Raw genomic sequence first — 24197 nt, 5'->3', positions numbered from 1 at the left:
GAGATTCGTCACCTTCTCGTGACAAACACAGGAACTTTACGTATGGTAACGGGTTCAAAGGAAGATTCTACTCATGGAGGTTTTATTATGTTGCGACCCAGTCTACTCATTCTCGCATTGAGTCTCAGTTTGACGGCATGCCAGAAGGGCGGAAAAGAGTCCAAGACTGCAAGTGCTAGCGCATCAGCGCAGGCTACCCTGCAAGTGACGCAGGAAGATTATTTCGTCGTTGAAAATAATGCCTTAGCCTCTGGTCCTGTGATTACCGGTTCGATACAACCTGAACGTAAAGCCGATTTGCGCGCAGAGGTATCAGCGATCGTGATGCAAGTGTTGAAAGAGAATGGCGAAGCCGTGCGTAAAGGTGATTTGTTGGCACGCCTTGATGACACCAGTTTCCGTGATCAGCTCGGTTCTAGCGAACAAGCGGCTCGTGCAGCCCAGCAAACCTTAGACCAAGCTGAACGTCAGTTGGAACGCTTGAAGACTTTGCGAGCTTCCGGAATGACGTCAATGCAGGCTTTGGAAGATGCAGAGATTCGTCGAAATAATGCGCAAAGTGAGTTAGTGGCTGCCAAAGCACGTAATGTCGCTGCGCGTCAGCAATTGCAACGTACAGAAATTCGCGCGCCGTTTGATGGCATCGTGAGCGAACGCAAAGTGTCGAATGGCGACACCGCTCAAATCGGTAAAGAGATCATGAAAGTGATCGACCCAAGCAGCCTACGTTTCCAAGGTCTAGTGTCCGCTGAATCAGTGAGCGTGTTGAAAGCAGGCCAGTCTGTGAGCTTCCGTATCAATGGCTACGATCAACAGTTCATTGGTAAGGTACGTCGTGTTGACCCAGCGGCAAACGCCACTACACGTCAGGTTGAAGTCTTGGTCGACTTCGTCGGCAGCAATCAACCTCGCGTATCAGGCTTGTATGCAGAAGGGCGTATCGAAGCTGGAAGTACTCAAGCCTTAACAGTATTGAGCTCGGCCTTGATTCGTGATGGCGACAAGACTTTTGTCTGGGCCATTCAAGATGGTTTGTTGAAACGCGCCGCGATTATTGTGGGGGAACGTGACGTACGTCGTGGCGATTATGCTGTGGCATCTGGTTTGAAAATAGGCGACAAAGTATTACGCCAACCAATGTCGACATTTAAAGAAGGCTCTAAAGTGGTGTTGACAGCATCTGCAGGTGCCGCTGCGCCAACCGCCGCTCCCGTAGTACCCGCGGCTGCACCAGCTTCTACTGCTGTGACAGGAAAATAAAATGTTTCTATCTGACTTTAGTATTAAAAGACCAGTAGCGACGATTGTTATTATCATCGCACTGATGTGCGTGGGTTTGTTGGCGCTCTCAAAATTGCGCGTCAATGAAATCCCGAATGTGCAAGAACCTGTGCTCGGTGTTTCTGTGCCTTATCCAGGTGCCTCACCTGAAACGGTAGAACGCGAGATCGTGAATCGCATCGAAAAATCACTACAGAGTATTTCTGGCGTGACGCAATTGAACGCAACGGCAAGTGAAGGCAGCGCCTACTTCCAGCTTCGTTTTAACTTTGATCGCAATATGATCGAAGCATCGGACGACGTGCGTAATGCGATTGCCTCAGTGCGTTACAAGTTGCCGACTGAGATGCGGGAACCGATTATCGAACGCCGCGATCCGAATGATCAACCTATCATGCAGATGGCCTTGTCTTCGAAGACAAAAACACATGCTGAAATTTCTCGTTTAGCAGAAGATGATTTGTCAGATCGCTTCCGCGGCATCGATGGTGTAGCGACTGTATCTGTAAATGGTTCTCTTAAACGCGAATTGAGTGTGCTATTAAAAGCGCAAAAATTACGTGAGTTCAATGTTTCGGTGTCTGAAGTTGTCAATGCACTGCGCACACAAAATGCGACTGCACCTGTCGGTAAAGTGCGCGGCACCATGGACGAGAAGAGTATTCGTTTGGTCGGTCGCTTAGAATCGCCAGCCGAGTTTGAACAAATCGTAGTCAAGCGTCGAGGCACCGAAGTGATTCGTTTGGCGCAAGTGGCGACGATTAAAGATGGGTTTGCTGAAATCAATGGTTTCAGTGTACGCAACGGTAATCCTAACGTTGGGTTGATGGTCATGAAGTCTCGTGACGCGAGTACCGTGACGGTGGCCAATCGCGTCCGTAAGCAAGTCGATGAAATCAATAAAATTCTGCCTGAGGGTACAAAGCTTGAGATTACCCAAGATGGTGGTAAAAATGCGCAAAAGAATTTGAACAACGTGATTGAGTCTTTGATCTTCGGTGCGGTGTTGACGATTTTTGTGGTCTATGTGTTCTTGAATTCATGGCGCTCGACTTTGATTACCGCCTTGAGTTTGCCGACCTCAGTCATCGCGGCATTTATTGCAGTGTGGCTATGTGGCTTTACACTCAACTTCATGACCTTGCTTGGTTTGTCATTGGCGATCGGTGTTTTGATTGATGATGCGATTGTGGTCCGTGAAAATATTGTGCGTCACATGGAAAACGGTTCAGATCGTCGCACCGCAGCGTTGAACGGTACTGCAGAGATTGGCTTAGCAGTTGCCGCGACAACCTTCTCTATCATGGCCGTATTTATCCCAGTCGCTTTTATGCCTGGCGTGTCGGGTGAATGGTTCCGTCCCTTTGCTTTAACGGTGACGAGTTCGGTGATGGTGAGTTTGTTCATCTCTTTCACTCTCGATCCTATGTTGTCAGCGTTCTGGGGTGATCCTGTGGGACATCACCTCCAGCCTAAGACTGGTATTAGTTTGAAGTTAGAGAAGTTCAATAAATGGTTTGATAGTAAAGCTGAGAGCTACGGCAATGTGATCGCATGGGCGCTACATCACCGTCGTTGGATGGCAGTGATTGCAGTCGTTAGTTTCTCGATAGCGATCGCAATTCAAGCAAAATTTGGTGGTACGAGCTTCTTGCCCGCATCGGACAGTGGTAACTTGATGATCAATATCCGTACACCATCAAGTTCTAGCCTAGAATACTCACGCTTAAAAGTGGAGAAAGCTGCCGAGTTAGCGCGTACCTTGCCAGAAACCGTAGCGACCAATAGTAGTGTGAATATTACAGGTGGTCGTGTGTACGTGGACATCGGCAAGAGTACCGAACGTAAGCGTTCAGCGGCAGAGGTCGCTGTGAGCTTGCGTGCTTTGGTCGGCACCTTAGTCGGTGCTGAATACGTGGTGCAAGATGATTTAAATAATGGCGGCGGTAAGCCAGTGCAAATTCGATTCTCCGGCGAAGACTCTCGCAAGCTGATGGAAATCACCAGCGACTTTATGGAGAAATTGCGCAAAGTACCAGGTGCAGTCGATGTTGGTTTGTCTGAGCAAGATCCTAAAGATGAATTACAAATTGAGTTGAATCGTGGCTTAGCGAACTCGTTAGGGATTTCTGCCAGCGATGCAGCGCAAGCCTTGCGTGTTGCCTTTGCGGGCGTCGAAGTGGGCGACTGGGTTGACCCAACAGGTGAAACACGCGACGTATCGGTTCGCCTTGATCCTGCTGATCGTGTCAGTGCCGACAATATCGAAACTTTGCCAATTGCTGTTTCAGGCACCGATAAAATGGTTCCGCTCGAGCAGATCGCTTCCATCACGATGGGCAAAGGGCCTTCACGTATTGAACATGCTGACGGTAAACGTATGATTGCGGTTTCCGCAAACGTACAGGGTCGTTCGCCTGGTGAAGTCACTACTGATGCATTAAAAATTGCTAAAGCTATTAACTTTCCCGCGGGATATGGGATTGAACTTGCAGGATCTGCCAAAAATCAAAGTGAACTTTTTACTGAGATGACGATTGCATTAGTAATGGGTGTGTTATTGATGTATTTGATTCTAGTTATGCAGTTCGGCTCTTTCACAGCACCTATCCCAATTATGATTTCACTCCCGATGAGTTTGATTGGCGTCGTGTTGGCACTCAAGATAACTGGAGGAACACTCAATTTGATGAGCTTCATTGGAATCATCATGTTGATGGGTTTGGTCGCGAAGAATGCGATTCTCTTGCTCGATTGTGCTCGGGGTTTTGAACGTGATCAAGTAAGTCGCGAAGAAGCGTTGATGCAAGCTGGGCGTTTGCGGCTGCGACCAATCCTGATGACCACATTCGCGTTGATCGCTGGTATGTTGCCAGTCGCAATTGGAGTCGGCGAAGGTGGTGAGTTCTATCGGCCTTTGGCGATCGCGATTATTGGGGGAACGATTACTTCGACGTTACTTACTTTGCTTGTGGTACCGAGTTTTTATGACAGTATTGAAATATACAAAGACGAAATGATTCAAACATACCGTCGCCGTAGCGAGAACTGGAATCCCTTTTTTGGATTCACTCTCACATTGATCGATTGCATAGTTAGAGTGTTGCTGGTTTTACTCGCAGTTTCTATCGTTTCTACAACAGTATATTTTATTTTCGCTGCAATATCGGCGCTATTTGGATATTAAAGTTCGATTAAGATCGGAAAAAGCCGGAAGTGATTTGACTCACTTCCGGCTTTTTCTTTGTAGCGATTTTAAAGTTGTTGGCTTACCCACAGCTTACTTCAGAGCTTCCACCAAGATGCGACCTTCTGAACCAGCTGGAGGTCGTACCCGCAAAATATGCGCCAATGTAGGTGCAATATCCACGACCGCCGCCTCTTGACCGTAAGCACCTGGTTTAATCCATTGCTTGCCCATAATCATCAAGGGAACGTTGGTATCGTAACGATATGGTGAGCCATGAGAGGTGCCATGATCATCAGTACCGAAATACCAATACGGTTTGATGACTAACATCACGTCACCAGAGACTTGGCGGTTCCAAGCACGCTGCATTAACTTACCTATTTGATTCTTTGGAATGTTGCCGCTCTCGAGCTGAGTACGAGTAAAAGCGTCAGCGATTCCAGGATATTTAATCGAGAATTCAGCGACGGCGTTTTCTAGTTCTTCACGTTTCAATCCTTTGCTCTCGAACTTTTTGTAGTCGAGTAAGATCGTCGGTGATGATAGCTTGGTCGCCAATTTTTCTAAACCAAATTTGCTTTGCAGATGTTGGTTGAGTGCATTCATCATTTCTTTACCATCGATACGCGCAGCATCAAGGTGATTGTCGCGTGCAAACTCAGGCGTGTTGGGGAAGCCGTGATCCGCAGTTAGCAACACCAAGGTATTGTCCATGCCCACTTTCTTGTCGAGATGCGCAAAGAATTTCGCGAGCATACGATCAAGTCTTTGTAGATGATCATGCGACATGCGGCTCTCTGGTCCCCAGCGATGGTTAACATAATCATGGCTAGATAAACTCACACCTAAAACATCGGGAACTCCGGCAGCATTGTTGCCGAGTTTTTCACCATCGACGGCGGCCTTGGCAAACTCCAATGTCATTTCATCGACATAAGGACCGGTAAATAAACTTTCATAATATTCTGCATCGGGGTTGCCAGATTGGCTGGCGTAAATCATAGGTAAGCGGTCGTTGGCTCTCTTCGGGCCTGGAATGATGACTTCATCCTTGGCATCGTTAGCATAGGCTTTTTCATCGAGCAGCAAGTTCCAACGTTGGCCATAATATTTGTCTTGGGGTTTGCCAGCGACATATTGCTCACGCCATGCTGGATAGCTTTGCATGTAGTATGTGCTGCTAGCGAAATTGCCAGTCTTTTTCATCATCATGTAAGCGGTACCGGTCTTACCTGCTAACAAAATCGCACCGCGATCTTTGCCTGAAATGGTGATGACTTTGGATTGATTGCCAGTCGCATAGCGCAATTCGTCGCCGACGGTGTTCACTTTGAGATTCGCAGGGGAGGTGCCATCGCCTGGCTTAGTATCCTCACCGAGGTAAGTATGTTTGTTGTCTTCGGTGCAGTAGACGTTCGCCAGGGTGACAGGGTCAATCCAGCCGTTCGAAATAATCCCATGCTGATACGGGTAAGCACCAGTGAGAACCGCAGAGTGGCCGACCGCAGTCAATGTCACGCCATGGGCTTGATGGGCATCGCTATACCAAGCGCCCTGGGTCAGCAGACGCTTAAAACCACCTTCACCAAATTGATCGCGGTAGCGTTGGATTTGTTCTTGCGGTAAGCCATCCACAACTAAGACAACGACCAGCTTCGGTTTGGAGGGCGGAAGTTCTTTGTTAATTTCGGCAGCGAAAGCTTGTGTTGAAAGAAATCCAGAAAAAAGGCTTGCCGCAATACTGGCAGTGAGTAATCTGCGTCTGAAGGAGAGTGATTTCATAGCGAGTCGGTGTTAGGTTATCAAGTGGAGACAGCACTCTAGCATAGCCAGCTAGATGAATGCGATATCGACGATGCAAAAGCAATACTGAAAAGGAGACAATATGATGCCAGTCAAATATGACAGGGAGATGGCAATCTTCAGGAGGCGGGAAATGGTCAAATTAGCTGTTTGTTAATTCGACCAAAATGTAGGGCAGTGGCCTGTGCGCACCGCCCGAAGCTTTGATTAATTGAACTGCTTAGTTAAATTGCTTAAAATCCGGCTTACGTTTCTGGAAGAACGCCATCATCGCTTCACGCGCTTCTGGCTGCGACAACATTGCCCCGAAGTGGGCGTTTTCTTCATTCATCTTGTCGCGGATAGCCTGAGGCTGATTTGCCTTCATCAAAGACTTGGTCAGTCGAATAGATTTTGCAGGCAAGGCCGCGATTTTGGCAGCTTGTTTTTCGGCGTAAGCGAGCAATTCGTCGAGCGGCAAGACCTTATTCACTAAGCCCATTTCATGCGCTTCTTGCGCGCTGAAGGCTTCGCCTAATAATAGCTTTTCGGCTGCGCGTTGGTAGCCAGCGATTTGCGGCAACACCATACTCGATGCAAACTCTGGGCACAATCCTAATTGCGTAAATGGCATAGAAAATTTCGCATTGTCCGCGGCGTACACTAGGTCACAGTGCATCAATAAAGTGGTGCCAATACCTACTGCATTACCCGATACCGCAGCGATTACCGGCTTTTGTGCATCGTTCAAGGCATGCATAAATTGATATACCGGCGGCATGTCGGATGAAGCCAAGCTCGCTGCATTTTTCATGAAGTCTTCGAGGTCATTACCAGCAGTGAAAATTTCTGGTTTACCCGTGATCACAATCACGCTCACGTTTTTGTCGTCGTTCGAGGCATTTAAGGCATCCGCCATCGCTTGATACATACCGAAAGTGATGGCGTTTTTCTTTTCTGGACGGTTGAAATTGATAGTCAAAATGCCGTCGTTGATTTGGGTCAGAATTTCCATGGTGTCTCTGGGTCTCTTGGATTAGTTAGGTTTTGCAGAAGGGTGAGGCTTTCCTTGCTGTTTCTCTTGATTCTTCAGCCATTGTAAAGCTTGTTGCCATAAGCTGTGTCGAAATTCCGTTCTAAAAAAGCCGAAATGGCCGACTCGTTTTGCTTGTATATCTTGCGGCTGAATGTAACGGCGCTCCACTGGGGCATGGCTGAAATAGTCATGCAAGCCATCAATGTTTCTACGTCCCATCATCTCGTCGTCGGTGAAGCTCATGCTGAGAATAGGTGCGGTGAATTGCTGATGATAGGTAGGCAGCGCATCGCCTTTCTCGTCGACAAAGTAACGAGGGTCTTTGCACCAACGTGACCATTGATAGATCACACCCTTTGGAAGGTTGCCGACTTTACGCAGTTTCTTGCCTGGGAAATAGCCACAGATGCTGGTATAGAACGGTACCAAGAAATACCAGAGTAACCACACCAAGCGTTTGGTTGGCGGCGCGTTGTGTCGCCAATACCCCGTTCCTGAACCGACGGTCAACATACCATCAATCAGATGATTGTCAGGCAACAACCCTGCAAGTTGTCCGCCGAGTGAATGGCCGATCACTAAAAGTGGAACATCAGCATGCCAAGCGCGTGCTGCTAGCAGCGCAGCGTTGTAATCGAGTTCTGCCCAATCGCTGATATCAGCATCAAAGCCACGCAGAGAATGTGTGAATTGTGGGGGTAACGATTCACCCATGCCGCGGTAGTCAAAACTCAATACCGCAAAACCGTGCTCACACAAGAACTCAGCAAACGGCGCGTAAAATTGCTGCTTTACACCCATCGCCGCAGGCATCAAGACAACAGCATGCACCGCCTCCGACGGCGAATACTTACGCCCGATAAGAACACTACCGTCTTTGGCAATCACTTCAGTGGTCTCAATCGTAGTCATAAGAACCCCGTAAAAAAACCGCACAGAGTGAGTGTGCGGTTTCAAAGATTTCGAATCTCCGTTGGTTCGAACGGGCGGCTAAATTCAATTATAGGGATGCCGCAGGAGGCGCGAAGCACAGCAATATAAACATATTGCGAGCATTCGCAACAACTTCCAGTATCCGAGAACGGTCGGCTAAATTCAATTATGGGGATGCAGGGCTAGGCGCAAAGCACAGCAATATAAGCATATTGCGAGCATTTGCAACAACGCCCTGCGCCCCAGAATTGGGATTTACATGCGTTCGAAGATTCCTGCTGCTCCCATACCCGTCCCCACACACATCGTCACCATACCGTACTTCAAATTATTACGATGCAAAGCATGGATCGTCGTCGCGGAACGAATCGCACCTGTCGCGCCCAGTGGGTGACCGAGAGCAATCGCGCCGCCCATTGGGTTAACCTTAGCTGGGTCGAGACCCAGATCTTGTACCACTGCCAAAGACTGGGCTGCAAACGCTTCGTTCAATTCAAACCAATCGATTTGGTCTTGCGTGATACCCGCAGCTTTACATGCCGCTGGAATCGCTTCTTTAGGACCAATACCCATGATTTCTGGTGGCACACCGCGTACTGCGAAAGAGGCGAAGCGTGCTAATGGAGTCAGGTTGAATTGCTTCAAGATTTTTTCGCTGACCAAGATCAAAGCACCAGCACCGTCAGAAGTTTGGGAGCTGTTACCCGCAGTCACGGAACCTTTAGCAGCAAAGACTGCTTTCAGTTTCGCCAAACCTTCGAGTGATGTATCTGGGCGCGCGCCTTCGTCACGACTCACCGTACGTGTTTTGAGCTCGATTTCGCCTGTTGCCAAGTTTGGCACGCGGTCGATAATTTCGAATGGCGTTGTTTCTGCATCGAAGTAACCAGCCGCTTGTGCCGCCAATGCGCGTTGGTGCGATTGCAAAGCAAAAGCATCTTGTGCTTCACGGCTGATTTTCCATTGTGCTGCAACTTTTTCTGCAGTCAAACCCATGCCGTAAGCGATACCCGCATTCTCGTCTTTCAAGATAGCCATGTTCATTGATGGATTGTTACCCATCATTGGCACCATAGACATAGATTCCACACCGGCAGCGATCATGACGTCAGCTTGGCCAACGCGAATACGATCAGCTGCCATTGCCACTGCCGTGATACCGGAAGCGCAGTAACGGTTAATCGTTACACCACCAATCGTGTTTGGCAGGCCAGCCAACAGCACGCTCATACGTGCCAAGTTCAAGCCTTGTGCGCCTTCTGGGAAAGAACAACCAACGATGGCATCTTCGATCAGTTTAGGGTCCAGATTTGGCACTTGTGCTAAAGCGGATTTCAATACACCGACCAGCAAGTCATCTGGGCGTGTGTTGCGGAACATACCACGGCCCGATTTACCAATAGGGGAACGAGTTGCCGCGACGATGTAAGCGTCTTGTAATTGAGTAGTCATTGTCGAGTCCTCGATGAATTAGTTACGTACTGGTTTGCCGGTTTGCATCATGCCCATGATGCGCTCTTGCGTTTTTGGATGATTCAACAATTCCATAAACGCTTTGCGCTCCATGTCGAGCAACCATTGTTCGCTGACCAAACTGCCATTGTCGATGTCGCCACCGCACACCACTTCAGCGATCATCTTGCCGAGTTTGAAGTCATGCGCAGAGATGAAACCACCGTCACGCATATTGATCAATTGTGCGCCGATCGTCGCAATGCCATGACGGCCTGTGACTGGTACCAATTTGCGCATTGGTGGACGATAGCCTGCGTCGAACATGGCACGTGCTTCTACTTTGGCTACGTGTAACAATTCGAAGGCATTGAAAACGATAACGTCGTCTTGGCCGAGGTAACCCATTTTTTGCGCTTCCAAGGCAGACTTCGACACATTTGCTGTAGCAGCATTCGTGAAGTAGTTCTTTGAGAACTGCAACAAGTCAGTACCTTTTGCATCTTTGGCAGCGCGTACTGCGGCTTCTTTCAAACCACCACCGCCTGGCACCAAGCCGACACCCACTTCCACTAAGCCGATGTAGGATTCGAGTGCGGCAACGCGTTTTGCAGCGTGCATCATCAATTCGCAACCACCGCCGAGTGCCAAGCCAGCAACCGCAGCCACCACTGGAACGTTTGCGTATTTCAATGCTTGATGTGCATTTTGCAATTGAGAGATTGCTGGTTCGATCGCTTTCACGCCACCAGACATAAACAATGGCAACATTGCTTGCAAATCTGCACCAGCAGAGAAGGCACCGCCTTCAGCAGCGTCTGAGTGCCAGATCACCAAGCCTTTGAAGTTTTTCTCTGCTTCTGCCAGGGCTTTTTCCATGCCAGCAACAACGCCTGGGCCAATCACGTGCATCTTTGTTTTGAAAGACAGGATCAAGACATCATCATTCTGATGCCAGATGCGTACTGAATCATCTTCAAAGAAGGTTACACCGGCGGTAGCGCCCGTTGCTGCGCCTTCACCCAATACAGTCGCGCGGAATGCTTGACGATCGTAGACAGACAAACTTGAACGTGGTGCAAACGTATTACGGCTGATAGACCAAGAGCCTTCTGGGGTATGTACGCCAGCTTTTTCAGCAACTGGGCCTTCGAATACCCAAGCTGGCAATGGTGCTGCACAGAGTGCTTTGCCTGCATCGATATCTTCTTTGACCCAAGTAGCGACTTGCTGCCAGCCAGATGCTTGCCATGTTTCGAATGGACCGACGTTCCAGCCAAAGCCCCAACGCATAGCAAAGTCGATATCGCGTGCATTGTCAGCAATAGTTGCGCCATGAATTGCGATGTAATGGAAAGCATCACGGAAAATTGACCACAAGAATTGCGCTTGCTTGTTGGTTGATTCACGCAAAGATTTCATTTTCTTGACTGGATCTTTTTCCTTCAAGATGCGTGCGACCAAATCATCTGCTTTCGCGCCGCCAGCAACATACGTGCCGCTTGCGAAATCTAAACGTTGAATATCTTTGCCTACTTTTTTGTAGAAGCCTGCACCTGATTTGGATCCAAGCGTGCCTGCTGCTACCAATTTAGCCAAGACTTCTGGTGTTTTATAAACAGCGAAGAATGGATCATCTTGCAAGTTGTCTTGCATGGTTTTGATGACGTGTGCCATGGTGTCGAGACCAACCACGTCAGCAGTACGGAAAGTGCCGGAAGAAGCGCGGCCTAATTTCTTACCCGTCAAATCATCGACAACATCAACACTCAAACCGAATTGTTCTGCTTGATAAATTGTTGCCAGCATACCAAAGATACCAACGCGATTCGCGATGAAGTTCGGTGTGTCTTTTGCATGAACTACGCCTTTGCCCAAAGTCGTCGTCAAGAAACCTTCAAGTTGGTCGAGGATGTCAGAACGCGTTGCTGCAGTTGGGATCAACTCAACCAAATGCATGTAACGTGGTGGGTTAAAGAAGTGAACGCCACAGAAACGCTCTTTCAAACCTGCGTCGAAACCTTCAGACAACGCTGTGATTGATAAACCGGATGTGTTAGAAGCGAAGATCGCATTTGGCGCGATATGTGGCGCAACTTTTTTGTACAGATCATGTTTCCAATCCATACGTTCTGCGATCGCTTCAATGATCAAATCGCAGCCAGCCAAAACGTCGAGGTTATCTTCGTAGTTAGCGACTTCGATCAAAGCTGCATCGTCTTTGTCACCGAGTGGTGCTGGATTGAGTTTTTTCAGATTCTCAATCGCTTTGAGAACGATGCCGTTCTTCGGGCCTTCTTTAGCTGGCAAGTCGAACAATACGACAGGAACTTTGGCATTGACACAGTGCGCAGCAATTTGCGCTCCCATCACACCAGCGCCAAGGACGGCGACTTTTTTGACGATGAAATTAGGCATTGGATAACCTTTACATGAAATTCAAACTTGGTTGGAGCAGGGTGGGAAATTCCCACCCAACATTTTTAGAATAAGTCTGCTTCGAGTGACAACAAATTCGCAGAGCCAGAACGTGCTTGGCGAATGCACATTGCAGTTTCTGGGTACAAACGCGCGAAGTAGAAACGAATCGTCGCCAATTTCGCTTTGTAGAACGTATCGCCAGAATCTTGTTTTGCAAGAGCGATTTTTGCCATTTGCGCGAAGAAGTAGCTGTAAACCAAGTGACCAACTACGCGCAAATAAGGAACCGCAGCAGCGCCAACTTCGTCTGGGTTTTGGAAAGCTTTCATGCCGATTTCCATCGTCAATTTAGTGACTTTGTCGCCCAATTCAGCCAATGGTGTGATGAATTCAGACATCGCTTCATCTGTGCCGTTTTCTTCGACGAATGCTTGTACCTTAGCGCCGAATTTACGCAATTTCGCGCCGTTGTCCTGCAAAATTTTACGACCCAACAAGTCCAAAGATTGAACAGTGTTAGTACCTTCGTAGATCAAGTTGATACGTGCATCGCGAACATATTGTTCCATGCCCCATTCTGCGATGTAACCGTGACCACCGTAAACTTGCAAACATTCAGATGTCGCTGTCCACGCGTTGTCAGTGATGAACGCTTTGATGATCGGCGTCAACAAAGCAACTTCGTCGGCGCAGTCTTTACGTACTTGTTCATCAGGATGATTTAATTCTTTGTCCAATTGCAAAGCGACGTAAGAACAGAATGCACGACCACCTTCAGCCCACGCTTTTGCTGTGAACAGCATACGACGTACGTCAGCGTGAACAATAATTGGGTCAGCTGGTTTGTCCGGTGCTTTAGGACCAGACAAACTGCGCATTTGGATACGATCTTTTGCGTAGATCAAAGCATTTTGGTAAGCGACTTCAGTCAAGCCCAAACCTTGCATACCTACGCCCAAGCGCGCTGCATTCATGAACACGAACATCGCGTTCAAACCTTTGTGTGGTTGACCGATCAAAGTACCGATCGCGCCATCTAAATTCATTTGGCAAGTGGAGTTGCCATGAATACCCATTTTTTCTTCGATCGCGCCGCAGAAGATTGGGTTACGTGCGCCCAAGCTGCCATCTGCATTGACCAAGAATTTTGGTACCAAGAACAAAGAAATACCCTTGGAACCTTCTGGTGCGTCTGGCAAGCGAGCCAATACTAAGTGAATGATGTTCTCTGCACAATCATGTTCACCAGCAGAGATAAAGATCTTGGCGCCAGTAATTTTATAAGTGCCGTCACCTTGTGGCTCCGCTTTCGAACGCAACATACCGAGGTCAGTACCGCAGTGTGGTTCGGTCAAACACATGGTGCCAGTCCATTCACCGGACGTTAATTTCGGCAAGAACTGCGCTTTTTGTTCTGGAGTGCCGTGCTCGTGCAAGCACTCGTAAGCACCGTGAGACAAACCTGGGTACATCGTCCACGCTTGATTGCCGGAGTTCAGCATTTCATACATGGAGTTATTCATAACCAATGGCAAGCCTTGGCCGCCGTATTCTGGATCGCAAGAAAGTGCAGGCCAACCAGCTTCGACGTACTGCTTGTAAGCTTCTTTAAAGCCTTTTGGTGTCGTCACTGTATGCGTTGTCTTGTCATGGTGGCAGCCTTCGCGGTCACCAGAATGGTTCAGAGGGAAGATCACTTCAGAGCAGAATTTACCGCCTTCTTCCAACACCTGATTAATGATGTCAGCATCGATTTCCTCGTAAGCTGGCAACTGTTTCAGTTCACTTTCAACCGCTAACAGTTCATGCAACACGAATTGCATATCACGTAGGGGAGCGACGTATTGACCCATAATATTCTCCTGAGAACAAATTTAAAATTTCAAAAAATCGACAAAAACGTTTGAACAAACTTAGGCGTGTTCGGTTTCACGCACTCATAATTTGGGACTACTTAACACTGAATCGACACCGCATGTTTGGCTTACTTTGTATTCGGCGCATACGATTCGATAACTCTCTCAAAACCAATTTCCGCTCTTTGCACACTGCCCGACTTCTTCAAGAAACGTGCATCGTGATGTAGCGCCAAAATTAAACCGTACATCTCGTAGACAATCTGGTCGGGATCTACATCGTTACGTAAGTGATTCAGTTCCATCGCCTGTACTGTGGCTCGACGTAAAGCACCTTGCCAAGCATCGACCATCGCTACTAATTCGTCACGAATCACACCCTGACGATCATCGTATTCGGTTGCACCACTAATGTAGATACAACCTGAAGCAATCTCTTTCGTCACTCGTTGAATCCACAATGCGAACATCGAACGCAAACGTGGCAAACCGCGTGACTCCTTCATGCTGGGATAAAACACTTCCTGCTCGAAGGTATGGTGATAAAGCCGTAATACTTCAATCTGTAAATCTTCGCGCGAACCGAAATGCGCAAAAACGCCGGACTTACTCATATTCATCTTCTCAGCCAACAGACCAATGGTTAAGCCTTCCAAGCCATTACGGCTGGCGCTATCCAAAGCTGTCTCCAAGATCGCTGCGCGGGTTAGCTCCCCTTTTCGCAAAAACTTCGATGTGATATTCATTGTTTCCGTTTGAATCGAATAGCCAGTTTTTCTGATCTTATTACGCTTTGTGAGTCGTTATTTTTAATATCACAAAAGTGCGAATAAGAAATTAATCGAACGACCGTACTATTCAACAGGCGACATCAAAAGTCAATCACAAAACTCCCATTAGAATGGATTACCTACAAGTCTGTGCGTGATTACGACAGTTCTGCTTTTGCCTCTTAAAACTTAGAAAAAGACTACTAATTTATTCCTGAGATTTGTCCCGTTTTTGATCAAGCAAATGACTCGGTTTGATGCAATCTTTTGTTTCCTAAGACAACAAAGCCGAGACATGCTCGGCTTTGTACGGTGTTACGGGTGACTCAGAATTCTTCCCAATCCTGACCAGCTTCTGCAGTGGATTTGGCAGGCTGCGCTTTGATTCGTGGCGCGGCAACGGGCGCCGCACGTTTTGCTGGGCCTGAAGAACGTGTCGCGGGGCGGGGCTTGGGTGCGCTGTAGCTGTTTTGATCTAGCTTGAAAACGCTAACCACCTTAACGAGATTCTCTGCCTGCTCTTGCATGGTCGCAGCTGCGGCAGCAGCTTCTTCGACCAGCGCAGCATTTTGTTGGGTCACGCTATCCATTTGCATGATGGCGTTATTGATTTGGTCAACGCCTGTGCTTTGCTCTTGGCCTGCAGCAGTAATTTCACTAATCATGTCGCTCACACGCTTTACGCTCTCGACCACTTCTTGCATGGTGCTACCAGCTGTGTCCACCAGCCGGCTGCCTTGACCGACTTTTTCAACTGAATCATTGATCAGTTCTTTAATCTCTTTAGCCGCACTCGCTGAACGTTGCGCGAGGCTGCGCACTTCGGAGGCTACCACCGCAAAGCCACGACCTTGTTCGCCTGCTCGCGCTGCTTCTACAGCCGCATTGAGTGCCAAGATATTGGTTTGGAAAGCGATACCATCGATGACACTGATGATGTCGACAATTTTGCGTGAGGATTCGTTAATCGAAGTCATGGTTGCTACTACTTCTGACACCACGCTACCGCCTTTTTCGGCGACAGCAGTGGCAGACTGCGACAAGATATTTGCCTGGCGAGCGTTATCGCTGTTGTGTTTAATAGTGGAAGTGATTTCTTCCATCGACGAAGCAGTTTCTTCGAGTGAACTTGCTTGCTCTTCAGTGCGTTGTGATAAATCCATGTTGCCATTGGCAATCGCTGTCGCTGCATCGTGGATCTGATCTGTGCCAGTTCTTACCTCAGACACGACTTGTAGCAAGCTAGTGTTCATATCCGATAGGGCTTGAATCAATTGTCCAGTTTCACAAGAGCTGCTTGACACAATGGTTTTGGTGAGATCGCCATGTGCAATCGACTCGGCTAGCTCGACAGCTTCTTGCAGTGGTGCGGAAACGATGCGAGCGAGCCAGCTTGCTAGCATGAGACCAACGACAATCGCGGCGATGATGACACCGACGACCCAAGTTTGGGCACTCTTGTAAGTTGCCGCACTCTCGGCGAAGGCTTTCTGGCCGCCAGTAATATGGTCCTCAACAATCTTATCGACCATTTCACGTAATTTTTTATTCGCTTTTGATGAATCAGTGCGCAGTAGCGCAACAGCGGACGGTGTATTGGCTTCTTTTGCAAAATTCCCAATCTTGGCTGAAATTTGCACATATTCATTAAATGCAGCAAGTGTATCGTCGAGGGCTTTTTTCTCACCGGGTTGGTCTGCATATTTCAGGGATGCTGTATGGTGTTTCTTAAATTGAGCGATCGCTTCGTCTGTGCGCTCTTGGTATTTTTTGACTTCTTCAGGAGATTCAGCAGTTGCTAGTTGCGCTTCTTGTGAGCGCATACGCGAGACGCTTTCTTTCATGCCCATAGCTTCGATCGCGCTTGGCATCCAGTCATTGCCAAGTTCGTCAGCGGCGGTGTTAACTTTGGCAAGCTGCGCCATTGAAAACAAGCCGAGGAAGGCTGTTAGCAGGAGAACGCCGACAAAGCCGACGATGAGTTTTGTTGCAATTTTTAAATCGTAAAACGCTTGCATTTACTTCTCCTTGGAGCGAACAAGAGGTGCATAGTGAAAGGTCGATTTTGCTTACAAAAATTTCATCCAGACAATATATACCGATTCAGAAGAAAGTAAACGAAGGTGATTCCAAAAGGTTGCAATTAGTTAACATCGCGATGTTTAAGAAGGAATTTTGAACCGAGGTTGGGTAAGTAGACGAAATGCTTCGGGATTCTAGTCAAAATTAATGTGATTTAATTGTCTACGTTGTTTCTTGGTAGGACGGCTTTGAATATGGATGCTTGGCTCCACTTGCATACGTCTATTCTCCGCACGTTGCTGTCGCTTAGCGATGCTTTCGCCTGTTTCTTGGTATAAGGCTTGCGCAACAGGGGCAGGACCTCGTATCTCGCTAAGGCCAAGTACGATGACTATCGAAGTCTGTTCTCCGTGTTGAATTTCGAGTTGATCTCCGATCTTTACCGCATGTGCTGGTTTGACGCGTTGCTCATTTTGGAGCACACGTCCCAGCTCCACGGCATTTGTGGCGAGGCTACGCGTCTTGAAAAAGCGCGCGGCCCATAGCCACTTATCTATGCGGACTGAGCTGGCGGCTAAAGAAAGAGATTTCATAAATGAGATTAACGATATTCACCAAAAGTCAGTAATTGTAATACCCATCGATACAAGGTATAGGCGAGGCGATTTTTTAATCTCTGTATCCATGATTGACGTTCGACTGTTTCAGCAGTGATCTCGATCGCCTGCTCAAAACCGACTTGCAGATGCGCTTCAAGTTCACGGCTGATAGCCGGGTCGTTGATTAAGATATTCGCTTCATGGTTGAGAAAAAGACTCAGACCGTCAAAATTGCTTGAGCCAACGGTTGTCCACTGTTGATCGATCACGGCAACTTTGGCGTGCATGTGCGTTCGATGGTACTCATAGATTTTGACACCATACTTCAAAAGCTTTGAGTAATAAGATTGAGCGACTAGATCTTGTAAATCGAATTCCCCCACGCCTAACAGCAATCGGACATCGACCCCACGTTTGGCTGCGTTGATCAATCCGTTGCGAAGCCGTCTTCCTGGTGCAAAGTAGGGGTTGGCGAAATAGGCAGTCGTTCTGGCTTTACCCAAAGCCTTTAAATAGGCTCGTTGGATGGTGAAACGATTTCTAAGGTTATCGCGGAAAACGATGGCCGCGGAACTTCCCTGCACGTTTTTGAGCACAACATGACGCCGTAGATCACGTGCGAGTAAAAGGCGGTTGAGTAAGGGCATTTTGCCTAGCTTTAGCCATTGTGCAGTGATTTCTTTATAAATTGTAGCAACACAACTACCTTCAAGCTCGACAGCGAAGTCCCAGCGTGCAAAGGGTAGTTGCTGGGGAGGTGTATGGTCCGTCAGTAAGTCATCAACAATGTTGATTCCACCGATAAAACCGATGACTTGGTCGATTACACAAAGCTTACGGTGCGTTCGTACTAAACCACGTTTGAACCATACATTGAATATGCGGCACTCGACACCGAGTAGGATAAGTCTTTGCTGAAGCTCGATACTTTGTTCTCGACCACTGCCAATCCAGTCTACGATGACGTAGACACGCACACCACGCGATGCAGCTCGTCCCAAGGCAGCTTCAATTTCTTGCGAGCTTTGATCGTTCGCGAAAATATAGGTTTCAAGATAAATTTCATCTGTTGCGAGATCAATGGCTTTGAGCAGCGCAGGAAAGAACATCTCACCAGTGTGTAAGAGTTGTAATTGATTCCCACTTTGGTAGTCTATTCTTGGCATGGCTTGCGGTTTAGCTCAGTAAATCAAATCGGTGTAAGCTGAGTTCGACACTGAGTGGCACGTGATCGGATAAATTTTTCCAAGGCGCACCTTGCATTACTGCTGCATTTTCTACTTTAAATCCACGCAAATATATACGATCGAGACTAAGCCACGGTAGGCCAGCAGGGAAAGTTCGCGCGTGATGAGGTTGGCCTAGACCAAGCCCACGTAATTTAAAACGTGGTGGTGTTTGTGAATTTGTGTGTTGTGATGGCCCGTCAAATGCTTCGATGACATTGAGTTCTTTGTACATGGTATGACTCAGTCGTTGACTCCAATCGTTGAAGTCGCCAGCGATAATCAGTGGAGCCTGGGGCGGCACGTGTTCTTGTATCTGCTGGATAAGTGCTTGTATCTGACGTCGTCGGCTAGCTGCGAAGAGCCCCAGATGGACAACAAAACAATGAGCTTCAAATTCAGCGAGTTGTACAACTACATGCAGAATGCCGCGCTGTTCGTAGGCATGGTCTGAAACGTCTCGATTGATCGATGTTTTGATCGGTAAGCGACTAAGTAGTGCATTGCCGTGGTGGCCATGCTCATAGACGGCATTCATGCCATAGACCGATTGATGAGTATCGCCTGCCAGAAACTCATGCTGTCCTTGACTCGGCCAAGCCTCATGTTTCTTTGCATGATGATCGTGTTGGCCTTGCACTTCTTGTAGAAAAATGATGTCCGCATCAAGCGCTTTGATCGCTTCTTTTAATTCATGAATGCGTGTCTTGCGTCCGAACGCCGTCACTCCTTTATGAATATTGTAGGTCGCGATCCGAAGTTTCATTCAAGCTTCCTGAAATTGAGTTGAATCAGCCCTCATTGTGCTGCACGCTGATTAAGCTGCAATATCGCTTCGGCGTTGGAGGCTGAGAAACATCGATCCGCTGCCTCCTTAATTGGAAGCCATTCAAAGCGCAGATGTTCACGTGGAGCTAGTGTAACTGAAGTGTCGCGGGGCACACACAAACCAAATACATGTTCTTTGTTTTGTGTCACACCAGGGGCATAACGGTGACGCCACACTGGGTAGATTTCGTACAAATTGCTGATCTGCCAGTCGGTCAGTGTATGGAGCGTAGTGTCTATTCCTGTCTCTTCCATTACTTCGCGCTGCGCGGTGTAACTCAAAGCTTCTTCGATACTATCTTTAGAACCCGTCACCGACTGCCAAAAACCAGGCCTGTCAGCACGCTCCAATAGAAGTACATCAAGCTCGGGCGTGTAAATGACAACGAGAACGGATTCGGGAATTTTGTAGGGCACGATACGCAATTGAGAGTGGCTCAAGTGCCTCATAGTATACCTGTTTCGGTGCTGCCGTTTCGGGTATTCCTGAACATAAAAAAATGGCAGACCGAAGTCTGCCATTTTGTCTTACTTTGCGAGCAAAATTTGCCTTAAACGACTTTAGCTTCCGTCGCACGCAGACGAATGTGCAATTCTTTCAATTGCTTTTCATCGACTTCGGACGGCGCTTGCGTCAATAAACATTGTGCGCGTTGTGTTTTCGGGAACGCGATCACGTCACGGATGGATTCTGCACCTGTCATCATCGTCACGATACGATCGAGACCGAAAGCCAAGCCACCGTGCGGTGGCGCGCCGTATTGCAAGGCGTCGAGCAAGAATCCGAATTTCAATTGCGCTTCTTCTGCACCGATATTCAAAGCGCGGAAGACTTTGCTTTGTACATCTGCACGGTGAATACGCACTGAACCACCACCGAGTTCCCAGCCATTCAAGACCATGTCATAGGCTTTGGCGATACATTTACCTGGATCCGTTTCCATCAAGTCTTCGTGGCCATCTTTTGGCGCTGTAAATGGATGGTGAACCGCTGTCCAACGATTATTCTCTTCGTCATGTTCGAACATTGGGAAATCAACTACCCACAATGGTTTCCATACATCTTCAAATAAACCGTTGTTTTTGCCGAATTCGCTATGGCCGATTTTTACGCGCAGTGCGCCGATCGCATCATTCACGACCTTGGCTTTATCTGCACCGAAGAAAATCAAATCGCCATCTTTAGCCCCTGTGCGCTCCAAAATTTGCGCCAGTGCTGCATCATGCAAGTTCTTAACGATAGGTGCTTGTAAACCATCACGGCCAGCTGCCTTATCATTGACCTTGATGTAAGCCAAACCTTTAGCACCGTAGATGCGTACGAATTGATCATAAGCGTCAATTTCAGAGCGTGGCATGCTGCCACCGCCTGGAACCAACATACCAACCACGCGCCCGTTTGCCATATTCGCTGCATTGGAGAAGACTTTAAAGTCGACATCTTTCATTACATCCGTCAGGTCTGTGAACTGCAATTTCACGCGCATATCTGGTTTGTCTGAACCATACAGACCCATCGCTTCGGCGAAATCCATGACTGGGAATGGGTTAGGCAAATCGATGTTTAAGGTATTTTTAAATACGCCACGGATCATGCCTTCGAACATGTCGCGAATTTCTTGTTCCGACATGAAAGACGTTTCGCAGTCGATTTGAGTAAATTCTGGCTGACGGTCTGCACGCAAATCTTCATCACGGAAGCATTTGGTAATTTGGTAGTAACGATCAAAGTTCGCCACCATCAACAACTGTTTGAATAATTGTGGGGACTGCGGCAAAGCAAAGAAGTTACCTGCATTTACGCGAGACGGCACTAAGTAATCGCGCGCGCCTTCTGGTGTCGACTTCGTCAACATTGGTGTTTCGATGTCGATGAAGCCATTCGCATCCAAAAACTTACGGACTTCCATCGCGACTTTATAACGCAAACGCAAATTGTTTTGCATTTGTGGGCGACGCAAGTCGAGTACGCGATGTGTCAAACGTGTTGTTTCAGACAGGTTCTCATCATCCAATTGGAACGGTGGCGTCACAGAAGCGTTCAATACTTCCAATTCATGGCACAGCACTTCGATCTTGCCAGACTTTAAATTGTTATTGATGGTGCCATCTGGACGATTACGTACGATACCCGTGATGCGTAAACAGAATTCGTTGCGCACGGACTCTGCGATTTTGAACATCTCTGCACGATCTGGATCGCAAACGACTTGTACCAAACCTTCGCGGTCACGCAAATCGATGAAAATCACACCACCGTGATCGCGGCGACGATGAACCCAGCCACACAGGCTGACGGTTTGGCCTAATAATTCCTCAGTTGTAAGGCCGCAGTAGTTGGTACGCATGGACATAATTTCTTACCTGTCTATATGAAAGTTAAATGCTGTGTTGAATGTCTATTTTATTTACTAGGCTTGGGCAGCGTGGGAAAGAGGCTTAACTCACCAGCACGATGCCAGTGGTTCAATTACAAGCCTTATTTTGTTCCGCTTGCGCGGCCATCTCTGGTGCTACCACGCCCATAGACACGACATATTTGAGCGCAGTGTCAACACTCATATCGAGTTCAATGGCATCCTTTTTGGGGATCATCAGGAAGTAACCTGAAGTAGGGTTGGGTGTCGTTGGTACGTACACGCTGATATAGTCACCGTTCAGATGTTTGGCGACATCACCACCTGGTTTGCCAGTTAAAAACGCGATGGTCCAAGAACCTTCGCGTGGATATTGAATCAACAGTGCTTTGCTAAATGCATTGCCGGTTGACGAAAAGAGAGTATCCGAGACTTGTTTGACGCTAGAGTAAATTGAGCTAACGATAGGGATATGGTTGAGTGCGGTCTCCCAAAGTCCCACAACGTACTTGCCGATGAAATTCTTTGTCAGCAGGCCAGTCACAAAAATAATTAGAACTGTGAGTAAAGCGCCCAAACCAGGAATCTTGAAACCGACCAAGGCCTCGGGGCGCCATTGTGCAGGCAACAGTAGCAAGGACTGATCCATGGTGCTGATGACCGCATGCAGCACCCATAGCGTAATTGCTAGAGGAACTAAGATCAGCAAACCGGTAATAAAGTATTTACGCATAGATCTCGCTTGGTGTTCTTACTCAGGCCGCTTTGGTGTCGGCGGAAGGACTACTGGTTGCTGTATTACTTGGAGTGCTCTCGCTGGAAGTAGTGGCGCTCGTTTCCGCGCTGCTTGAACTTCCTGCAGTCGCTCCACCAGCGGCTCCGGTACCACCAGATCCACCACGGAAATCGGTCACGTACCAGCCAGACCCTTTCAATTGGAAACCAGCAGCCGTAATTTGTTTCTTGAAACTTGCTTGTTGACATTCAGGACAAACCGTCAAAGGGTCATCCGACATCTTTTGCAACACATCTTTGGCAAAGCCGCATGCTTCGCAGCGATAAGCGTAGATAGGCATTTTCTTTCCAGACAAAAACTCGTAAAACCCTGAATTATAACGGCTTATTGCGGGCTTTTGCACATTTGCATGGAAACTCGCAAAAGCCCGTATTAGATTCAGAAAAATGATATTTTATGCATGTTTTCTGTGGTTGCTACCAATTACCTGTGGCAACAATGAACCCAAGAACATACCAGTCAAACTCATTAAGACACCAACTAATTGCGGTGGCCAGAAGCCTTCAGGTGCTGTCACTTCAAGTGCAATCCACGATACCAAGCCAAAAACGATAGAAAGTTGCGCACCTTGTGAGGTCGCGCGTTTCCAGTACAAACCGAAAGCAAGTGGCACGAACGCAGCAACTAAGGTGACTTTGTAAGCATTTTCGACCATCTTGTAGATACTTGCTTCGGTATTCATTGCAAATAACGTAACGATCGCAGTAAACACCAAAACCACGACGCGCATCATGAATAAGAACTGTTGATCATTTTGATTTTTAAATAATGGTCGCAAGATGTTTTCAGAAAAAGTGACTGAAGGTGCCAATAAGGTCGCACTGGCGCAGCTCTTGATCGCAGAAAGCAGGGCGCCGAAGAACATGACTTGTGCTAGTAATGGCATTTTTGTCATGATTAGTGTTGGCAAAATCATCTGTGGATCTGTACCAATTAAACTCTCCACCATTTTTGGATCAATCAATGTTGCTGAGTAAGCCAAGAACATAGGGATGAACGCGAATAAGAAATACAAGCTGCCTCCCAGGACCGCAGAGTTAGCCGCTGCATTTTCAGAGTGTGCAGAGGCAACGCGTTGAAACACGTCTTGTTGCGGAATGGAGCCGAGCATCATCGTAATCCAAGCGGCAAAGAACCATAGCACCTCGCGTGAAGTTGGCGCGGGCCAGAACTCCATTTTGCCCGCTTGTACCGCATGATCAACGACATGTGCCGCACCGCCGACCATGTTAGAAACTTCCCAACCCATGTACAACATGCCGATCATGATGATGATCATTTGCAGGAAATCTGTAATCGCTACCGACCACATGCCACCCATCAAGGTGTAAATCAAAACGCTACCGGCACCAATGAGCATGCCAGTATTCATATCGATGGCACCGCCTGAAACCACACTAAAGACAAGGCCAAGCGCTTTTATTTGCGCAGCAACCCAGCCGAGATAAGAGACGACGATGCAAAGCGATACTAAGATTTCGACGGTGCGACCGTACTTATTGCGATAGTAGTCACCAATCGTCAATAAGTTCATCTTATACAGCGGCCGTGCAAAGAATAAACCGACGAAGATCAGGCACAATGAAGAACCGAAAGGATCGGCAACCACGCCCTTGAGACCCTCTTTGACGAAGGTGGATGAAATGCT

18 protein-coding genes are annotated in these 24197 nt (G+C 47.8%); 2 read left to right on the top strand and 16 right to left on the bottom strand.

All coding sequences use genetic code 11. The annotated features are described in order from the left end of the window. The first annotated feature begins 87 nt into the window (after positions 1 to 87). Entirely contained in the window at positions 88 to 1260 is a 1173-nt protein-coding gene (locus H8K36_RS08830; RefSeq protein ID WP_186916017.1) for an efflux RND transporter periplasmic adaptor subunit, read from the top strand. A gap of 1 nt (position 1261) precedes the next feature. Further along, the gene (locus H8K36_RS08825; RefSeq protein ID WP_186916018.1) at positions 1262 to 4468 is read left to right on the top strand and encodes an efflux RND transporter permease subunit; all 3207 of its coding nucleotides are present in this window, start codon (positions 1262 to 1264) and stop codon (positions 4466 to 4468) included. Positions 4469 to 4561: 93 nt separating this feature from the next. Here the strand turns inward: H8K36_RS08825 and H8K36_RS08820 are convergent, their stop codons facing one another. From H8K36_RS08820 to H8K36_RS08745, 16 genes are all read right to left on the bottom strand, one after another. Then, positions 4562 to 6253: an alkaline phosphatase family protein gene (locus H8K36_RS08820; protein WP_186916019.1), complete on the bottom strand. Its 1692-nt coding sequence runs from the start codon at positions 6251 to 6253 to the stop codon at positions 4562 to 4564. Positions 6254 to 6494: 241 nt separating this feature from the next. Next, positions 6495 to 7268: an enoyl-CoA hydratase gene (locus tag H8K36_RS08815; protein WP_186916020.1), complete on the bottom strand. Its 774-nt coding sequence runs from the start codon at positions 7266 to 7268 to the stop codon at positions 6495 to 6497. Positions 7269 to 7289: 21 nt separating this feature from the next. Continuing rightward, entirely contained in the window at positions 7290 to 8201 is a 912-nt protein-coding gene (locus tag H8K36_RS08810) for an alpha/beta hydrolase family protein (protein WP_222611179.1), read from the bottom strand. A gap of 276 nt (positions 8202 to 8477) precedes the next feature. Then, the gene (locus H8K36_RS08805) at positions 8478 to 9674 is read right to left on the bottom strand and encodes an acetyl-CoA C-acyltransferase (RefSeq protein ID WP_186916021.1); all 1197 of its coding nucleotides are present in this window, start codon (positions 9672 to 9674) and stop codon (positions 8478 to 8480) included. 18 nt (positions 9675 to 9692) lie between these two features. Beyond that, the gene (locus H8K36_RS08800) at positions 9693 to 12092 is read right to left on the bottom strand and encodes a 3-hydroxyacyl-CoA dehydrogenase NAD-binding domain-containing protein (protein ID WP_186916022.1); all 2400 of its coding nucleotides are present in this window, start codon (positions 12090 to 12092) and stop codon (positions 9693 to 9695) included. A 65-nt stretch (positions 12093 to 12157) separates the two neighbouring features. Continuing rightward, a complete protein-coding gene (locus H8K36_RS08795) occupies positions 12158 to 13948 on the bottom strand; it encodes an acyl-CoA dehydrogenase C-terminal domain-containing protein (RefSeq protein ID WP_186916023.1) in 1791 nt (596 codons plus the stop codon). Between the two features lie 131 nt (positions 13949 to 14079). Beyond that, the gene (locus tag H8K36_RS08790) at positions 14080 to 14697 is read right to left on the bottom strand and encodes a TetR/AcrR family transcriptional regulator (RefSeq protein ID WP_186916024.1); all 618 of its coding nucleotides are present in this window, start codon (positions 14695 to 14697) and stop codon (positions 14080 to 14082) included. A 350-nt stretch (positions 14698 to 15047) separates the two neighbouring features. Next, complete coding sequence (locus H8K36_RS08785) at positions 15048 to 16739, bottom strand: methyl-accepting chemotaxis protein (protein WP_186916025.1); 1692 nt, start codon at positions 16737 to 16739, stop codon at positions 15048 to 15050. Positions 16740 to 16937: 198 nt separating this feature from the next. Beyond that, the gene (locus H8K36_RS08780) at positions 16938 to 17336 is read right to left on the bottom strand and encodes an RNA-binding S4 domain-containing protein (protein ID WP_186916026.1); all 399 of its coding nucleotides are present in this window, start codon (positions 17334 to 17336) and stop codon (positions 16938 to 16940) included. Positions 17337 to 17344: 8 nt separating this feature from the next. After that, positions 17345 to 18508, bottom strand: a complete 1164-nt coding sequence (gene clsB, locus H8K36_RS08775) for a cardiolipin synthase ClsB (RefSeq protein WP_186916027.1) — start codon at positions 18506 to 18508, stop codon at positions 17345 to 17347. 10 nt (positions 18509 to 18518) lie between these two features. After that, a complete protein-coding gene (locus tag H8K36_RS08770) occupies positions 18519 to 19334 on the bottom strand; it encodes an endonuclease/exonuclease/phosphatase family protein (RefSeq protein ID WP_186916028.1) in 816 nt (271 codons plus the stop codon). Positions 19335 to 19366: 32 nt separating this feature from the next. Further along, a complete protein-coding gene (nudB, locus tag H8K36_RS08765) occupies positions 19367 to 19846 on the bottom strand; it encodes a dihydroneopterin triphosphate diphosphatase (RefSeq protein ID WP_186916029.1) in 480 nt (159 codons plus the stop codon). 101 nt (positions 19847 to 19947) lie between these two features. Beyond that, entirely contained in the window at positions 19948 to 21750 is a 1803-nt protein-coding gene (gene aspS, locus H8K36_RS08760) for an aspartate--tRNA ligase (RefSeq protein WP_186916030.1), read from the bottom strand. 112 nt (positions 21751 to 21862) lie between these two features. Then, entirely contained in the window at positions 21863 to 22486 is a 624-nt protein-coding gene (locus H8K36_RS08755) for a DUF502 domain-containing protein (protein ID WP_186916031.1), read from the bottom strand. Between the two features lie 22 nt (positions 22487 to 22508). Continuing rightward, positions 22509 to 22829 carry an FmdB family zinc ribbon protein gene (locus tag H8K36_RS08750; RefSeq protein ID WP_186916032.1) on the bottom strand — a complete coding sequence of 107 codons (321 nt, stop codon included), beginning with the start codon at positions 22827 to 22829 and terminating at the stop codon, positions 22509 to 22511. Between the two features lie 114 nt (positions 22830 to 22943). Further along, the coding region (locus H8K36_RS08745) for a high affinity choline transporter 1 (RefSeq protein ID WP_186920444.1) at positions 22944 to 24197 on the bottom strand (1254 nt) is incomplete at its 5' end.

Origin of the sequence: Affinundibacterium nitidum (assembly GCF_014284155.1) — a bacterium.
GTDB lineage: Bacteria > Pseudomonadota > Gammaproteobacteria > Burkholderiales > Burkholderiaceae_D > Undibacterium > Undibacterium nitidum.
Note: the sequence above shows the minus strand (reverse complement) of the source record. Positions and strands in the feature narration are given on the sequence as shown.

Coding starts and splice junctions, on each gene's coding strand:
- H8K36_RS08780 (WP_186916026.1), bottom strand. CDS start 17,336: ATGAAATCTCTTTCTTTAGCCGCCAGCTCAGTCCGCATAGATAAGTGG.
- aspS (WP_186916030.1), bottom strand. CDS start 21,750: ATGTCCATGCGTACCAACTACTGCGGCCTTACAACTGAGGAATTATTA.
- nudB (WP_186916029.1), bottom strand. CDS start 19,846: ATGAGGCACTTGAGCCACTCTCAATTGCGTATCGTGCCCTACAAAATT.
- clsB (WP_186916027.1), bottom strand. CDS start 18,508: ATGCCAAGAATAGACTACCAAAGTGGGAATCAATTACAACTCTTACAC.
- H8K36_RS08750 (WP_186916032.1), bottom strand. CDS start 22,829: ATGCCTATCTACGCTTATCGCTGCGAAGCATGCGGCTTTGCCAAAGAT.
- H8K36_RS08805 (WP_186916021.1), bottom strand. CDS start 9,674: ATGACTACTCAATTACAAGACGCTTACATCGTCGCGGCAACTCGTTCC.
- H8K36_RS08795 (WP_186916023.1), bottom strand. CDS start 13,948: ATGGGTCAATACGTCGCTCCCCTACGTGATATGCAATTCGTGTTGCAT.
- H8K36_RS08790 (WP_186916024.1), bottom strand. CDS start 14,697: ATGAATATCACATCGAAGTTTTTGCGAAAAGGGGAGCTAACCCGCGCA.
- H8K36_RS08810 (WP_222611179.1), bottom strand. CDS start 8,201: ATGACTACGATTGAGACCACTGAAGTGATTGCCAAAGACGGTAGTGTT.
- H8K36_RS08825 (WP_186916018.1), top strand. CDS start 1,262: ATGTTTCTATCTGACTTTAGTATTAAAAGACCAGTAGCGACGATTGTT.
- H8K36_RS08800 (WP_186916022.1), bottom strand. CDS start 12,092: ATGCCTAATTTCATCGTCAAAAAAGTCGCCGTCCTTGGCGCTGGTGTG.
- H8K36_RS08820 (WP_186916019.1), bottom strand. CDS start 6,253: ATGAAATCACTCTCCTTCAGACGCAGATTACTCACTGCCAGTATTGCG.
- H8K36_RS08830 (WP_186916017.1), top strand. CDS start 88: ATGTTGCGACCCAGTCTACTCATTCTCGCATTGAGTCTCAGTTTGACG.
- H8K36_RS08755 (WP_186916031.1), bottom strand. CDS start 22,486: ATGCGTAAATACTTTATTACCGGTTTGCTGATCTTAGTTCCTCTAGCA.
- H8K36_RS08770 (WP_186916028.1), bottom strand. CDS start 19,334: ATGAAACTTCGGATCGCGACCTACAATATTCATAAAGGAGTGACGGCG.
- H8K36_RS08815 (WP_186916020.1), bottom strand. CDS start 7,268: ATGGAAATTCTGACCCAAATCAACGACGGCATTTTGACTATCAATTTC.
- H8K36_RS08785 (WP_186916025.1), bottom strand. CDS start 16,739: ATGCAAGCGTTTTACGATTTAAAAATTGCAACAAAACTCATCGTCGGC.